Raw genomic sequence first — 14,745 nt, forward strand, 5'->3', positions numbered from 1 at the left:
TTACGTCCGGAGGGGAGGATTCCTTCCCTCGCGCGCATCGGCGCAGTTCGAGGGCGTAAAGCAGGCCCATGCTAGCATCCGGCCCCGTTGCTCCCGAGGCCCTGGTCATGCCGCTGCACCGCCCGCCTGCCCTGTTCGTTCCGCTGCTGGCCATCGCGTTTGCCGTGGCCGGCGCGACCCCTGCGCGGGCGCAGGTACTCGGGCCGGTGCAGGGCCTGCCGAACCTGCAGGTGCCCGGCACGAACCTGCCCGCCGTCGTTCCGGCCTCGCCCTTGCGCAGCGTCGACGACCTGCTGCGCGGGCCGCTGGCCATCACGCGGAAATTGCAGATCGATACTTTGCTGCGCAGGGAACCCCGGCGCGTCGGGGTCGATCCCCACGGCGCACCGATCCTGCGCGGCGAGTTCCTCGCCATGGGGCTGTCGGCGGCACAGCGCGATGCCGTGCAGGCGCAGGGTTTCGTAGTGGATCGCGAGGCGTCGACGGACGCGACGCTGGGTCTGGATTTCGTGGTGCTGCACGACACCCGCGGGCGCAGCACGGCCAGGGCCATGCGCGCCCTGCGACAGGCCGCGCCGGACGCGGCATTCACCTACCAGCATCTCTACCTGCCCGCAGGCGATGGCGACGTGGCCGGCGCCACGACCTCGGCGACGCCGTCTTCCAGCACACCCGGGCAACGCGTGGGGCTGGTCGATGGCGGCGTCGATCCGGCCGACCCCGCGCTGGCACATGCGCGCATCGAACAGCATGGCTGCAAGACGGCGAATCCGTCGCGGCACGGCACCGCGGTCGCTGCCCGCCTCGTCGCCGGCGATCCGGACACGCTGTATGCCGCCGACCTGTGGTGCGGCGATGCAGTCGGCGGCGCCACCTCGAACCTCGTGGACGCGCTCGCATGGATGGCGCGCGAGCGCGTGGCGGTGGTCAACATCAGCCTGGTCGGCCCCGACAACCCGGTGCTCGCGCGTGCGGTGCAGGCGATGATCGCGCGCGGCCACGTGCTGGTCAGCGCGGTCGGCAATGATGGGCCCGCGGCACCGCCGCTGTTTCCGGCGGCGTACCCGGACGTGATCGGCGTCAGCGGCGTCGACGCGCGCGACCGCGTGCTGCCCGAATCCGGCAGCGGCGACCAGGTGGACTTCTGTGCGTCGGGCGTGATCGGCAGCGGCCGCAACGCACTGCGCGGCACCTCATTCGCGGCGCCGATCGTGGCGCGAAAAGCCGCGCAACTGCTGGACGCGCCCCGCGCAGGAGCCGCGACGCAAGTGCAGCAACGCCTGATCGGCGAAGCCCGCCGCCCCGACGCCGTGGGCCGCGACCCGCGCTGCGGCTATGGCTTGTTGTCGCCCTGAATCTGAACACCACCCAACTGCAGCCCGCTGGCGTGGAAGGATCTTTCCGGCGCGAACGTACAGGACCTCGGAAGCCGCGGATCGGCCGCAGGCAGGAGGTCCTCACATGCGCAACACGACTCTCAACAACAAGACGCTCAACATCGCCCTGCTCGCCAGCGCCCTTGCCCTGGCCACGATGGCCCCGGCCCACGCCCAGGTGCTGGGTGGCGGCGCACTCGGCGGCGGCATCACCGGCGGCCTGCGCGGTCCCATCGATGCCACGATGGGCCAGGTCGGCGGCCGGATCGACGGCTCCGCACGCGGCATGGGCAATCTCAATACCCCGGACATCAACCAGCGTGCGGTCGAGCGGCGCGCGGAACGCCTGCGCCAGCGTGCCGCCGCAACCGCCGCTTCGGCAACGGGTACGGCTGCCCAGGCCACCCGCCAGGTGAACGGCCAGGCAGCCGCTGACTCCGCCGCCGGCCTCACCGGTGCAGTCGGTGCCAACGCAGGCAACGGCAGCAACAACGCTGCACTGGATGGCGCGGGAGCACTGGGCACGCCCGCGGCCGGTGCGGTCGATGCCTCCAGCGCGCGCGATACCGTAGCCGGCACCGCGGACCAGGCCGTCGGCCAGTCGCGTTCAGCCGTCTCGACGGCCAAACGCTACACCCAGGGCGCGCTCAACCGCGCACGGAGCGCAGCCGGCAACGCGTCCGCGAACGCCGAAGGTGCGGCCGAGGGCTCGGCCAATGCCGGCCTGAGCGCCGCCCGCCAGGCCACCGCCACCGGCACGCAGTCGGCCGATGCCGCCGGCTCCCTCGGCACGGACGCGGCCGGCAGCGCGTCACAGGCAACCTCGGCCGGCGCGAACGCCGCGAGCCGGCCGTCGGGTAACGCAGCGACCACGCAACCGGGCCTGCTGCCACCGACGTCCAACGCCGTGCGCGGCGCCGGTGACAAGTCGATCGACCTGTCGGGCTCCGGTGCAGCCAACGGCAACACGAACGCCAACGCCGGCTCGACGTCTGGCGCCAACGGCTCGGCCAACGCCAGCGGCCGCGCCGGCGGCCAGGCCCGTGCCCACGGTTCGGCGCGCGACGGCATCTCCACCTCGGCGCAAGCCGACGGCGATGCCGGCGCCAGTGCGAACGCGCAACAGCACTGAGCCAGCAGCGACGTAGAAACCTGGAGCCCCCGCTTGCGGGGGCTCTTTCGTTCTGAAGATCAGAAGCTCTACTCATTCCCCCACTTGGGGGAAATACCTCATTCGCCGACGTAGCTGCGCGGCACGCGTTTCAGGCCGCACAGCAGTTGGTAGGCGCTGTTCTCGCTGTGCAACGCCAGTTCGCTGACCGGCACCTGCCTGCCCCACAGTTCGACCTCGCTGCCGAGGCCGGCGGCGGGATGGTCGGTGAGGTCGACGGTGAGCATGTCCATCGACACGCGGCCGACCAGCGCGCCGGGCCGGCCGTCGATGGCGACCGGGGTGCCGTTGGGGGCGAATTGCGGGTAGCCGTCGGCATAGCCCATCGCGACGACGCCGATGCGGCTGGGACGCGAGGTGATGAAACGTGCGCCGTAACCGATCGGTTCGCCCGCCGCCAGCTCGCGCACGCCGATCACCTTCGAGGTCACCGTCATCACCGGCTGCAGGCGGTCGGCGACCGGATGTGGACCGGCGAACGGCGTGGCGCCGTACAGCATCAGGCCCGGCCGCGCCCACTCGCCTTGCGCGCTGGGCCAGCCGAGCAGCGCGGGGGAATTGCTGAGGCTGGTGGGTAAACGCAGTTCGTCGCACACCTGGTGGAACAGCGCGCCTTGCTCATCGGTGCGGGCGCAGTCGAGTTCGTCGGCGCGGGCGAAGTGGGTCATCGCCACCACCTCGCGCACCTGCGGCAGGGCCTGCAGGCGCTGCAGGCTGGCGCGGTAGTCCGCCGCGGCGAGGCCGAGCCGGTGCATGCCGGAATCGAGCTTCAGCCAGAGCGTGAACGGCTTGGCCGGGCGCGCGCGCTCGATCGCGTCGATCTGCCACTGGGCCTGCACCACGCACCACAGGTCGTGGGCGTCGATCAGCGCCAGTTCGTCGGCCTCGAAGAAACCTTCCAGCAACAGGATCGGGGCGCGGATGCCGGCCTCGCGCAGTTCCAGTGCCTCCTCGATGCAGGCCACCCCGAAACCGTCGGCTTCGCTTTCCAGTGCCTGCGCACAGCGCACGGCACCGTGCCCGTAGGCATCGGCCTTGACCACGGCCAGCGCCTTGCGTCCGCCCAGCTCGCGTGCCAGGCGGTAGTTGTGGCGTAGTGCGGCCAGGTCGATCAGGGCACGTGCCGGGCGCATCAGGCAGGGACTCCCGCGGTCGGGCGCGTACTGTAGCGCGAGATGTCCAGGCCCTCGCTGCTGATCTGCGGCTTGCGCCCCGCGATCAGGTCGGCCAGATAGCGGCCGGAACCGCAGGCCATGGTCCAGCCGAGGGTGCCGTGGCCGGTGTTGAGGTAGAGGTTGTCCAGCCGGGTGGCGCCGACCACCGGCGTGCCGTCCGGAGTGGCCGGGCGCAGGCCGGTCCAGAAGGTGGAGCGGCTCAGGTCGCCACCATGCGGGTACAGATCGCTGACCACTTTTTCCAGGGTGGCGCGGCGGCGCGGCGACAGCGACAGGTCGAAGCCGGAGACTTCAGCCATGCCACCGACGCGGATGCGCTGGTCGAAACGGGTTACCGCCACCTTGTAGGTTTCGTCGAGGATGGTCGAGGTGGGCGCCATCGCCGGATCGGTGATCGGCAGGGTCAGCGAGTAGCCCTTCAGCGGATACACCGGCAGGCGCATGCCCAGCGGCGCCAGCAGCTGCGGTGTGTAGCTGCCCAGCGCCAGCACGTAACGGTCGGCATGTTCGAGCTTGCCGTCGATGCGCACGCCGGTGAGGCGGCTGCCGTCGTGTTCGAGTTTTTCCACGGTGGCGCCAAAGCGGAACTCGACACCGGCTTCCTGTGCCCGCGCGGCGAGCCGGCGCGTGAACAGCTCGCAATCGCCGGTCTGGTCGTTCGGCAGGCGCAACGCGCCGCTGAGCTGGTCGACCACTGCGGCCAGCGCCGGCTCCACCCGCACGATGCCGGCGCGGTCGAGCAGTTCGTAGGGCACGCCGTACTGTTTGAGCACGGCGATGTCCTTGGCCGCGTCGTCGAGCTGTGCCTGGGTGCGGAACAACTGCACGGTGCCGAGCTGGCGGCCTTCGTAATCCAGCCCGGTCACGGCGCGCAATTCGTCCATGCAGTCGCGGCTGTATTCGGACAGGCGCACCATGCGCGCCTTGTTGATGGCGTAGCGGCTGGCGGTGCAGTTGCGCAGCATCTGCAGCAGCCACAGGTATTGCTGCGGGTCGAGGCCGGGGCGGATCGCCAGCGGTGCGTGGCGCATGAACAACCACTTCAGCGCCTTCAGCGGCACGCCGGGGGCGGCCCACGGCGAAGCGTAACCGGGCGAGATCTGGCCGGCGTTGGCGAAGCTGGTTTCGCGTGCCGGCGCGCTTTCGCGATCCACCACGGTCACCTCGAAACCGGCCTGCGCCAGGTACCACGCGCTGCATGTTCCGATCACGCCACTGCCCAATATCAGTACCCGCATCTCGCTCCCCTTCCATCAGTCGGCCTGCGGGCCAACCGCAGGAATGATCCCGACAAGTATAGGAACGGTCGACCAATCTTATTTTCTGTCTTTGGGAAGAATGACGGGTAAAATCACTGCCAGATTGGCAATCCTTGGTGAACCCATGGCGGTAAAGAAGCGGGAATTCGACAAAATCGACCGGAAAATCCTCCGGGTGTTGCAGGACGAGGGGCGCATATCGTTTACCGAGCTGGGCGAGCGGGTCGGGCTGTCCACCACGCCGTGCACCGAGCGCGTGCGCCGGCTGGAACGCGACGGCGTGATCACCGGCTACCACGCGCGGCTCGACCCGCACCTGGTCGGCGCCGGCCTGCTGGTGTTCGTGGAGATCAGCCTGGCCTACAAGTCGGGCAACATCTTCGAGGAATTCCGCAACGCCGCGCTGCGCCTGCCCAACGTGCTGGAGTGCCACCTCGTCTCGGGCGCGTTCGATTACCTGATCAAGGCGCGCATCTCCGGCATGGCCTCGTACCGCAAGCTGCTCGGCAACACCTTGCTGACCTTGCCGAACGTGCGCGATTCGAAGAGCTACATCGTGATGGAAGAGGTCAAGGAAACGCTCAGCCTGCCAGTGGGCGAGCGCGGCGGGCGCAGCGAAGGCGACGCCGCAGGATAGTTGCGGGAAATCGATCCATCGGCCAGAACGGACAAACCCCGCGTGGCGGGGTCTGTCGGCGTGACGCAACGGTGTGATGGGCGATCAGGCGAACGGATCGTCCAGCACGATGGTGTCGTCGCGGTCCGCGCCGGTGGCGACCAGGGCCAGGCGGCAGCCGGAGAGTTCCTCGACCGCACGCAGATAGGCGCGGGCGGCGGGCGGCAGCTGGTTCCAGTCGCGGATGCCGGCGGTGGATTCCTGCCAGCCGGGGAATTCCAGGTAGACCGGCTTGCACTCGTCCCAGCCGTCCGCATCGAGCGGCGCCAGTTCGCGGCGCTTGCCCCGGTATTCGTAGGCGATGCACACCTTGACCGTGTCCAGGCCATCGAGCACGTCGAGCTTGGTGATGGCCAGGCCGTTGATGCCGTTGATCTGGGTGGCGCGCTTCAGCGCGACCAGGTCGATCCAGCCGCAGCGGCGCGGGCGGCCGGTGCTGGCGCCGAACTCGTTGCCCTTCTTGCGTAGCAGCTCGCCCATGTCGTCGTTGAGCTCGGTCGGGAACGGACCGCTGCCGACGCGGGTGGCGTAGGCCTTGCAGATGCCCAGCACGTAGTCGATGTCGCCCACGCCCACGCCGGTGCCGGCGAGCGCGCCGCCGATGGTGGTGTTGGACGAGGTGACGTACGGATAGGTGCCGTGGTCGATGTCGAGCAGCGCGCCCTGCGCGCCTTCGTACAGGATGTTGCCGCCGTCGCGGCGCACGTCGTGCAGGATGGTGGCGACGTCGTCGACCAGCGGGCGGATGTACTCGCCCCAGGCCAGCGCGTCCTTCAGCACGGCGTCGTAATCGACCGGCTCGGCCTTCAGCCACTGGGTGAGGATGAAGTTGTGGTACTCGACGGCGGTCTTCAGCAGCGCCGGCAGCTCGTGCGGGTACATCAGGTCGGCCACGCGCACGCTGCGGCGGGCGACCTTGTCCTCATACGCCGGGCCGATGCCGCGGCCGGTGGTGCCGATCGCCTTGCCACCGGCGGCAATTTCGCGCGCCTTATCCACCGCGATGTGGTACGGCATGATCAGCGGCGTGGCCGGGCTGATCTTGACGCGCGAACGCACCTCGACGCCGTTCGCTTCGAGCTCGGCGATCTCGGTCATCAGCGCGGCCGGCGACAGCACCACGCCATTGCCGATCAGGCACAGCGCGTCTTCGCGCAGGATGCCCGAGGGGATCAGGTGCAGGACGGTCTTCTTGCCCTTGATCACCAGGGTGTGGCCGGCATTGTGGCCGCCCTGGAAGCGCGCCACCGCGCTGACCCGCTCGGTCAGCAGGTCGACGATCTTGCCCTTGCCTTCGTCGCCCCACTGCGCACCCAGAATGACTACTGACTTGCCCATAATCTTCTCGCTCAGGTTTGTGGCGTCCCGTCGGCGGGACCACACGTATCAATGAAAAAACTGCAACAGCACCAGGCCGGTCACCATCGCACCGGCGCCGAACAGCCGCAAGGTGCGCGGCGGCAGTTTCAGCGCCTCGCGCACCATCGCCTGCCAGCCTTGCGGTGCCGCAAACAGCAGCAGGCCTTCGATCACCAGCATCAGGCACAGTGCGGCTGTCAGCTGGTGCATCGGGGTCGACTCAGCGTTTCTGCGCGGGTTGTTCGAAGTAGCGCAGGAACTCGTCGTCGGGCTTCATGATCAGCACGCCCTTGCCGTCCTCGAACGAGGTGCGGTAGGCGGCCAGGCTGCGGTAGAACGTGAAGAACTCCGGATCCTGGGTGTACGCCTGCGCATAGATGGCAGCCGCTTCCGCGTCGCCCTCGCCCTTCACCTTGGCCGCGTCGCGCTGGGCATCGGCGCGCAGCACCTGGCCCTGGCGATCGGCGTCGGCCTGGATCGTCTCGGCCGATTCCTGACCGGTGAAGCGCAGTTCGTTGGCCAGCTGCAGGCGCTCGGCGCGCATGCGCTTGTACACCGATTCGCTGACCTCGTTCGGCAGGTCGATGCGCTTGATGCGCACGTCGACCACGGCGATGCCGAGGTTCTTGCGCGCCGAGGCATCGGTCTGCGCGCGCACGCGTTCGGTGATGTCCTTGCGCCCGCCGGAGATCAGGTCGGGCAAGGTGCGCGCGTTGAACTCGAAGCGCAGCGCATCCTTCACGATCGGGGTCAGCCGCTGTGCCGCCTGCAGCTGGTCGCCGCCGGTGGCGCGGTAATACGCGGCGTTGTCGGCGACGCGCCACTTCACGTAGAAGTCGACGTTGACGCTCTTCTTCTCGGAGGTGAAATAGCGCTCCGGCGGCGCGTCCAGCGACAGGATGCGCTTGTCGAAGTGCATCACCTGCTGAATCACCGGCAGCTTGAAATGCAGGCCCGGCTGGTAGTCGGTGTGGACGATGCGGCCGAACTGCAGCAGCAGCGCGCTGTGCCCTTCGCTGACCACGAACATGCTGTTGAGGCCGAGCAGGACCACCAGGATCGCGATGACGATGGAACTGATCTTCATCATGGCTGCGCCCCCTTGTCGGCCGCATTGCCGGTCGGCGGTGACACCACCGCACCGGTCGTGCCCGCCTCAGGCTGCGCCGCGGTCGGCGAGCCCTGCAGCGCCGGCAGGTTGATGATGTTGCGGCCGTTGGAGCCGTCGATCACCTTGGGGTTCTTCGCCATCACCTGTTCCATCGTTTCCAGCCACAGCCGCTTGCGGGTCACTTCCGGCGCAGCCTTGTACTGCTTCAGCAGCAATTCGAAGCGGGCGGCGTCACCGGTGGCCCGGGCCACGCGCTCGGCCTTGTAGCCGGCCGCCTCGGCGGCGATGCGCGCGGCATCGCCACGTGCCACCGGCACCACCTTGCTGGCGTAGGCCAGGGCGGCGTTCTCGATGCTCTGCTTGTCTTCGCGGGCGTTGTTGACGTCGTCGAACGCGTCCCTCACCTCGTTCGGCGGCGCCACGTTCTGGAAACTGACTTCGGTGACACGCAGGCCGGAGTCGTAGGTGTCCAGGGTCTTCTGCAGGGTTTCCTGCGCCTGGGCGACCAGGCTGGCGCCGGCGGCGGACAGGATCTGGTCCATATCGCTGCTGCCGATCGCCGAGCGCACGGCGGCCTCGGCGGCGGCACCGATGGTGCCGTCCGGATCGTTCAGCGAGAACAGGTACTTGCGCGAATCGTCCACCTGGTACTGCACGGTGAAGTCGATCGTGATGATGTTCTCGTCCTTGGTCAGCATCGCCACCTTGTCGGTGACCGAGCGGATCCGCGTGGCCTCGACCTTGGTGACCGACTCGATCGGCTGCGGCAGCTTCAGGTGGAAGCCCGGCGGCAAGGTGCGCGAATACTCGCCGAAGCGCAGCACCACGCCGGCCTGGCGTGCGCCGATGATGGTGTAGCTGCTGAACAGCAGGCCGACCACCAGTACCACCGCCACGCCGGTGAGGATGCTGCCGGGCCCCTGCCCCATCTTGCCCAGGCGATTCCTGGCGTTGTTGAGCAAGTCGTCCAGCGGCGACTTACCGCCCTGGCGCTTCCTGTTCCACGGATCACGTTGCCCGTTGTTGCCGGGTTCATTCCATGCCACGAGTCAGTCTCCTAGGGGTCGTCGGGAGGCCGGCAACCACGGCCGGAACACGCGCTGCACCGGGTTACACATGAGATTCAGCCAAAGCTGTCGGGGTGCCGCGCCGGCCGCCTTTCGGGGCCGCGCAAACACGAGGGATTCTAGCAGAGCGCAGCTGATGCCGCGCGTGGTGTGCCGGCGTCATTCCGCCACGGCCAGCAACTGACGGAGCAATTGGGTCTCGGCCGGGTCGCCACCGCTGATCGGGGCGATCACGCTGCGCGGCGCGTCGATGCGCAGCTGCCAGCCGTGCTCGTCCACCGTCTCTCCGGTGATCACACCGGCGGCCTTCAACCGCGCATGCAGGCGCCCGGCCGACAACGGCAACTGCAACGCCGATTGCACCCGCTCGCCGCCGAGCAGTTCGCCCAGCGCCTGGCGCAGCAGATCCAGCCCGACACCGGTGGCGGCGGACAGCCACACCCGCACCGGTTTGCCGGCGCCGTCACGTTCGATCCGAGGCTCGGCGCCCGCCAGGTCGATCTTGTTCATCACGCGCAGCTGCGGCACGTCGCCGGCGTCGATTTCCTCCAGCACCTTGTCGACCACGCGGTGCAGGCGATCGCGCTCCTCGTCGGCGGCGTCGCTGACGTGCAGCAGCAGGTCGGCGTCGCGCGCCTCGGCCAGGGTGGCGCGGAACGCGGCGACCAGGTCATGCGGCAGCTCGCGGATGAAGCCGACGGTATCGGCCAGCACGGCCGGACCGCAGCTCAAGCCTTCCAGCTTGCGCACGGTGGGATCGAGCGTGGCGAACAGCAGGTCCGCAGCGTAGACGTCGCCCGTGGTCAACGCATTGAACAAGGTCGACTTGCCGGCGTTGGTGTAGCCGACCAAGGCGACGCGCGGCACCGTATTGCGCAGCCGCGCGCGGCGTTGCTGGACGCGCTGGGTCTGCACCTTCTCCAGCCGCTTGCTGAGCATCTTGACCCGCTCGCCGAGCAGGCGACGGTCGGTTTCCAGCTGGGTTTCGCCGGGACCGCGGTTGCCGATGGCACCGCCGCGCTGGGCGTCCAGATGGGTCCAGCCGCGCACCAGCCGGGTGGCCAGGTGCTTGAGCTGGGCCAGCTCCACTTCCAGCTTGCCTTCGTGCGAACGGGCGCGCTGGGCAAAAATGTCCAGGATCAGGCCGGCACGATCGACCACGCGGATGCCGAGGTGTTTTTCCAGGTTGCGTTCCTGCACCGGGGTCAGCACGTGGTCGACCAGCACCAGATCCGCCTCCAGCGCACGCGCCGCCTCGGCCACCTCGTCCGCCTTGCCGGTGCCGATGTAGTAGCGCGGGTTGGGATCTTCGACGCGGGCGCTGATCACGCCCAGCACTTCGGCCCCGGCGGATTTCACCAGTTCGGCGAATTCCTCGGCGCGACGTGCTGTATCGCCTTCGCCGCGGGAATGCGGCAGGACCAGGACGGCGCGATCGCCTTTCTTTTGTCTATCGAACACTAGTGGGTGTGATCCTCAGGAGCAGACCCACTTCATGCGGGCGAACCGCGCCTCTATCAAGCGTCCGCGTCGGCGGATGTGGCCGGCGCGTCGGACTGATGGTCGTGGCCATCATGGCCGTCGTGGCCATTGCCTATACGTACGTTGCGGCTCGGTACCACGGTGGAGATGGCGTGCTTGTAGACCATCTGGCTCACCTGGTTGCGCAGCAACACCACAAACTGGTCGAACGACTCGACCGTCCCCTGCAACTTGATGCCGTTGACCAGATAGATGGCTACCGGCACGCGTTCGCGCCGCAATGCATTCAGAAACGGATCCTGCAACGACTGCCCCTTGGACATTTCTTGTTCTCCCCTTGCCACGGACAGACCGGAGAAAAAACGCCGACGGCGCCCCGGCCCAACATGCTGGGATGTTAGCTGCTTTCAAATACTTGATGAAAGAAGATTTTTGCGCCGCGCAAGTGCACTGGGTCACGCTGGCGACGCTGGCCCGCCCGGACCGTCCAGAAACAGCTGTACGGCCGCCGCGGCGCGGGTAGCCAGACCGGGCTGGTCCGGGTCGAACAGGCGGGTGCCGTAGTCGCTGCGCAGCCAAGTGATCTGCCGCTTGGCCAGCTGGCGGGTGGCGTAGATGGCGCGGTCGCGAAATTCGGGCGGATCGGTCAGGCCGTCCAGGTGCTCCCACGCCTGGCGGTAGCCGACCGCACGAATCGCCGGCAGGTCGGCGTGCAGGTCACCGCGCGCCCGCAGCGCGCGCACTTCATCCAGGAAACCCTCCGCCAGCATGGCGTCGAAACGGCGGGCGATGCGTTCGTGCAGCACGCGCCGGTCGGTCGGCAGCAGGGCCAGTTTGAGCACCCGCCACGGAAAGCGCGCCGCCGCCCCGCCGCGCTGCAATTCGGACAGCGGCCGGCCGGTCAGTTCGATCACTTCCAGTGCACGCTGCAGGCGCTGCACGTCGTTGCAGCCGATCCGGCTGGCGGCGGCCGGATCAAGAACCGCCAGTCGCGCGTGCATGGCCGGCCAGCCAAGTTGCTGCGCTTCGGCGGCCAGCCGCGCGCGGGTGGCCGGGTCGGCTTCCGGCAAGTCGGACAGCCCCTGCTGCAACGCGCGGAAGTACAGCCCGGTGCCGCCGACCAGCAGCGGTACCCTGCGCTGCGCGCTGATCCGCTGCATCACCGGCAGCGCGTCGGCGCAGAAATCCGCCGCCGAATACGGCTGACCGGGATCACGGATATCGACCAGCGCATGCGGATGGCGCGCCAGCGTCGCCGAATCGGGCTTCGCCGTGCCGATGTCCATGCCGCGGTAGACCAGCGCCGAATCGACGCTGACCAGGTCAAGCGGAAACTGCTCGCTCAGCCCGCATGCCAGCGCGGTCTTGCCGGAGGCGGTGGGGCCCATCAGGAAGATGGCGAGGGGGCGGCGGTCGACAGGCATGGCGCATTGTAAGCAGGGCGATGCCGTTTCACCTCGATACAAGCTGTATCACGGCTGCGACAGCTTGCGCCGCGCCGCGCATCGGTCCTGCCGCTGCGGATGAGGCCGCCAGCCGCTTGCCGGGGCATCCGCGCCGATGGCATCACCGATGCTTCAGACGTGTCAGGGGGAGGGCCGAAGGAGAACTGCCGTGTACACACCGCTTTGGCACAAGGACAACTACGAGTTCTGGTATGCCGTCTGCATCGTGATCAGCGTCGTCTTCGCACTGGTCTACCGTTCGCTGCGCGAGCGGATGTTCTGAACGGCAGACGCAGAAAGGGCCCGCGTCGACGACGCGGGCCCCGATGCTTGCGCGAACGAGCGGCTTACTTCGCCGGCACGCCCATTTCCTTCAGCAGGTTGTCGGCGTGGTCGAGGTGGTGCATCACCCACAGCATGTAGCGCACGTCGACCTGGATCGAGCGGTTGAGCTGCGGGTTGAACAGCCAGTCGCCGCTGACCGACTCCCAGTTGCCGTCGAACGCCAGGCCGACCAGTTGGCCGTTCGCGTCCATCGCCGGCGAGCCGGAGTTGCCGCCGGTGATGTCCAGGTCGGCGAGGAAGTTGACCGGCAGCGTGCCCTGCTTCGGCGAGGCGTAGCCGTCGAACGCCTTGGCCTTGATCGCAGCCAGTTCGGCCTTCGGCGAATTGAACGGCTCCACGCCGGTGTCCTTCTCGACGATGCCCTGCGCGGTGGTGAACGGCGCGTAGCTGACGCCGTCGCGCGGCGCCACGCCCTGCACGTTGCCGAAGGTGACGCGCAGCGAGCTGTTCGCATCCGGGTAGACCGGCAGCTTCTGCGAGTCCTTCCACGCGATCATTGCCTGCATGTAACGCGGACGCAGCTTGCTCAGCTCGCCATCGCGGGCGTCGGCCTGGTCTTCCAGCGTCTTCAGCTGCGGCTGCACTGCGCGGGCGAGCTTGAGCATGCTGTCGCTGCTGGCGTCGATCGCCTTGCTGTCGGCGTCGAACCATTTCATGCGCTCATCGACGTTGCCGAGCTTGCTGCCGGCGTACAACGCGGCGACCTTCTGCTTCAGCTGGGCCTCGGTCTTCGCACCATCGAGCCACGCGTCCAGTGCGGGCAGTCGCTGTGTCTGTGGCAACGCCACGTAACGCTTCAAGCCGTAGACCATGAACTGCTGGTCGACGCCCGGATCGTAGCGGCGATCCATCTGCTTCAGGCCGCCTTCGATGCGCACCCAATCGCGCTGCTGGTAGCCGGCGTCCCGGTCGAGGTCGGCCTTGGGCCGTTCCTTCGCCAGGTGGGTCAGCCGGACCGCCGTGCTGAACAGCGAGGCGCGGCTCACCAGGCCGATGGCCAGGTCACGCTCGCGATTGGCCTGGTCGGCGGCAATCTGCTGGCGCAGCTTGCCGATGTCGGCGGCCAGCGCGGTGTTTTCGGCGCCGCCCTGCTGCTTCAGCCAGGCTTCGAGCTGCGCTTCCTGCCCCCGCTTCACCGTGACCGCGTCGGCGCGATGCAGGCCTTCGAGCTGGCCGCCGAAGTTCTTCAGGTAGTTGTTGAGGCCGGCGACCATGCTGGCGTATTTCACCGCCACCTTGGGATCGGCCTTGCCGGCTGTGTTGATGATGTTCAACGTGTCCTCGTACACCTTGATCTGGGTCGGATAGACCCAGTCGATCGAGCTCTGCACCTCGTTGGCGAGGCGGTAGCGGTTGGTGCGGCCCGGGTAGCCGACCACCATCACGTAGTCGCCCTGCTCCACGCCCTGCGGATTCACCTTGAGCACGTGCTTCGGCCGGTACGGCACATTGTCCTTCGAGAAGGCAGCCGACTTGCCGTCCTTCGAGACGTAGGCGCGCAGGTAGCCGAAGTCGCCGGTGTGGCGCGGCCACATCCAGTTGTCGACGTCGCCACCGAACTTGCCGATCGACTCCGGCGGCGCGTAGACCAGGCGCACGTCCTTGATTTCCAGCTGCTTGATCAGCTGGTAGCTGTAGCCACCGTGGAAGGTGTAGACATCGCAGCGGTAGCCTTCGCTCTCGCAGGCCTTGACCTGCTCCTTGATCGCCAGCTCAATCGCCTTGTAGCGCTCGGCGCCGCTCATGCCGTCATTGAGCTTCGCGGTGATCGCCTTGGTGACGTCGCGGATTTCCTCGGTGACGAAGATCCGCGAGGACGGGCCGGCAGAGAGCTCATCCGCCTGGGTCTTCGCCAGGAAGCCCTTCTCGATCAGGTTGTTCTCCGGGGTGGAGTTCAGCTGCAGCGCGCCGTAGACGCAGTGGTGGTTGCTCACCACCAGGCCTTCCGGCGAGACGAACGAGGCGGTGCAACCGCCCAGGCTGACGATCGCACCCATCGGGTAGGCGGTGAGGTCGGTCAGCGTCTTCGGATCGAGCTTCAAGCCATGCTGCTGCAGCGTGGCGGCGATGCCCGGCAGTTGGGCGGGCTGCCACATGCCTTCGACGGCGTGGGCGGACGAGATGAGGCCGATGGATACGGCGGCAGCGAGCAATAGACGGCGCACGGGAATCTCCTGATGAAAATCTGCCCGCGAAAGCGGGCAAAAGGGTGACGCAATAACTTACGACTTATGCCCGACCCGGACGACCGCGGCATATGCCGCAAGTCATGCCTGCGA

The 14,745-nt window shown here is 67.9% G+C and carries 13 protein-coding genes; 3 read left to right on the forward strand and 10 right to left on the reverse strand.

Annotation, left to right across the window (positions count from 1 at the left end; translation table 11 throughout):
* Positions 1 to 107 precede the first annotated feature (107 nt).
* Positions 108 to 1,355 (forward strand): S8 family serine peptidase, encoded by a 1,248-nt coding sequence (locus ABIE04_RS01095; protein ID WP_354546749.1) that lies wholly within the window; start codon positions 108 to 110, stop codon positions 1,353 to 1,355.
* A 106-nt stretch (positions 1,356 to 1,461) separates the two neighbouring features.
* Complete coding sequence (locus ABIE04_RS01100) at positions 1,462 to 2,508, forward strand: hypothetical protein (RefSeq protein ID WP_354546750.1); 1,047 nt, start codon at positions 1,462 to 1,464, stop codon at positions 2,506 to 2,508.
* Between the two features lie 98 nt (positions 2,509 to 2,606).
* Here ABIE04_RS01100 and alr read toward each other — a convergent pair whose 3' ends face one another.
* Positions 2,607 to 3,680, reverse strand: coding sequence for an alanine racemase (alr, locus tag ABIE04_RS01105; RefSeq protein WP_354546751.1), 1,074 nt, complete (start codon positions 3,678 to 3,680; stop codon positions 2,607 to 2,609).
* Positions 3,680 to 4,960 (reverse strand): D-amino acid dehydrogenase, encoded by a 1,281-nt coding sequence (locus ABIE04_RS01110; protein WP_354546752.1) that lies wholly within the window; start codon positions 4,958 to 4,960, stop codon positions 3,680 to 3,682. Before ABIE04_RS01110 ends, alr begins: the two co-directional genes overlap by 1 nt.
* 145 nt (positions 4,961 to 5,105) lie before the next feature.
* On the opposite strand from ABIE04_RS01110, the gene ABIE04_RS01115 reads away from it, so the two are divergent.
* Positions 5,106 to 5,618, forward strand: coding sequence for a winged helix-turn-helix transcriptional regulator (locus ABIE04_RS01115; protein ID WP_354546753.1), 513 nt, complete (start codon positions 5,106 to 5,108; stop codon positions 5,616 to 5,618).
* Between the two features lie 84 nt (positions 5,619 to 5,702).
* Here ABIE04_RS01115 and ABIE04_RS01120 read toward each other — a convergent pair whose 3' ends face one another.
* The 8 genes from ABIE04_RS01120 to ABIE04_RS01155 form a co-directional block, all read right to left on the reverse strand.
* Positions 5,703 to 6,995, reverse strand: a complete 1,293-nt coding sequence (locus tag ABIE04_RS01120) for an adenylosuccinate synthase (protein WP_354546754.1) — start codon at positions 6,993 to 6,995, stop codon at positions 5,703 to 5,705.
* Between the two features lie 48 nt (positions 6,996 to 7,043).
* Positions 7,044 to 7,226, reverse strand: coding sequence for a DUF2065 domain-containing protein (locus tag ABIE04_RS01125; RefSeq protein ID WP_354546755.1), 183 nt, complete (start codon positions 7,224 to 7,226; stop codon positions 7,044 to 7,046).
* Positions 7,227 to 7,236: 10 nt separating this feature from the next.
* Entirely contained in the window at positions 7,237 to 8,103 is an 867-nt protein-coding gene (gene hflC, locus ABIE04_RS01130; protein ID WP_354549740.1) for a protease modulator HflC, read from the reverse strand.
* Positions 8,103 to 9,173, reverse strand: a complete 1,071-nt coding sequence (gene hflK, locus ABIE04_RS01135) for an FtsH protease activity modulator HflK (RefSeq protein ID WP_354546756.1) — start codon at positions 9,171 to 9,173, stop codon at positions 8,103 to 8,105. The genes hflC and hflK overlap by 1 nt, the downstream gene beginning before the upstream one ends.
* A gap of 180 nt (positions 9,174 to 9,353) precedes the next feature.
* Positions 9,354 to 10,655 (reverse strand): ribosome rescue GTPase HflX, encoded by a 1,302-nt coding sequence (hflX, locus tag ABIE04_RS01140; RefSeq protein ID WP_354546757.1) that lies wholly within the window; start codon positions 10,653 to 10,655, stop codon positions 9,354 to 9,356.
* Positions 10,656 to 10,711: 56 nt separating this feature from the next.
* On the reverse strand, positions 10,712 to 10,999 hold the full coding sequence (hfq, locus tag ABIE04_RS01145) for an RNA chaperone Hfq (RefSeq protein WP_343851191.1): 288 nt from the start codon (positions 10,997 to 10,999) through the stop codon (positions 10,712 to 10,714).
* Between the two features lie 132 nt (positions 11,000 to 11,131).
* On the reverse strand, positions 11,132 to 12,100 hold the full coding sequence (miaA, locus tag ABIE04_RS01150) for a tRNA (adenosine(37)-N6)-dimethylallyltransferase MiaA (protein WP_354546758.1): 969 nt from the start codon (positions 12,098 to 12,100) through the stop codon (positions 11,132 to 11,134).
* Positions 12,101 to 12,468: 368 nt separating this feature from the next.
* Positions 12,469 to 14,631: a S46 family peptidase gene (locus ABIE04_RS01155; protein ID WP_354546759.1), complete on the reverse strand. Its 2,163-nt coding sequence runs from the start codon at positions 14,629 to 14,631 to the stop codon at positions 12,469 to 12,471.
* Positions 14,632 to 14,745: the final 114 nt, after the last annotated feature.

It is taken from the genome of Rhodanobacter soli, assembly GCF_040548735.1.
Taxonomy (GTDB): Bacteria; Pseudomonadota; Gammaproteobacteria; order Xanthomonadales; family Rhodanobacteraceae; genus Rhodanobacter; species Rhodanobacter soli_A.

Coding starts and splice junctions, on each gene's coding strand:
- ABIE04_RS01095 (WP_354546749.1), top strand. CDS start 108: ATGCCGCTGCACCGCCCGCCTGCCCTGTTCGTTCCGCTGCTGGCCATC.
- ABIE04_RS01100 (WP_354546750.1), top strand. CDS start 1,462: ATGCGCAACACGACTCTCAACAACAAGACGCTCAACATCGCCCTGCTC.
- alr (WP_354546751.1), bottom strand. CDS start 3,680: ATGCGCCCGGCACGTGCCCTGATCGACCTGGCCGCACTACGCCACAAC.
- ABIE04_RS01110 (WP_354546752.1), bottom strand. CDS start 4,960: ATGCGGGTACTGATATTGGGCAGTGGCGTGATCGGAACATGCAGCGCG.
- ABIE04_RS01115 (WP_354546753.1), top strand. CDS start 5,106: ATGGCGGTAAAGAAGCGGGAATTCGACAAAATCGACCGGAAAATCCTC.
- ABIE04_RS01120 (WP_354546754.1), bottom strand. CDS start 6,995: ATGGGCAAGTCAGTAGTCATTCTGGGTGCGCAGTGGGGCGACGAAGGC.
- ABIE04_RS01125 (WP_354546755.1), bottom strand. CDS start 7,226: ATGCACCAGCTGACAGCCGCACTGTGCCTGATGCTGGTGATCGAAGGC.
- hflC (WP_354549740.1), bottom strand. CDS start 8,103: ATGAAGATCAGTTCCATCGTCATCGCGATCCTGGTGGTCCTGCTCGGC.
- hfq (WP_343851191.1), bottom strand. CDS start 10,999: ATGTCCAAGGGGCAGTCGTTGCAGGATCCGTTTCTGAATGCATTGCGG.
- miaA (WP_354546758.1), bottom strand. CDS start 12,100: ATGCCTGTCGACCGCCGCCCCCTCGCCATCTTCCTGATGGGCCCCACC.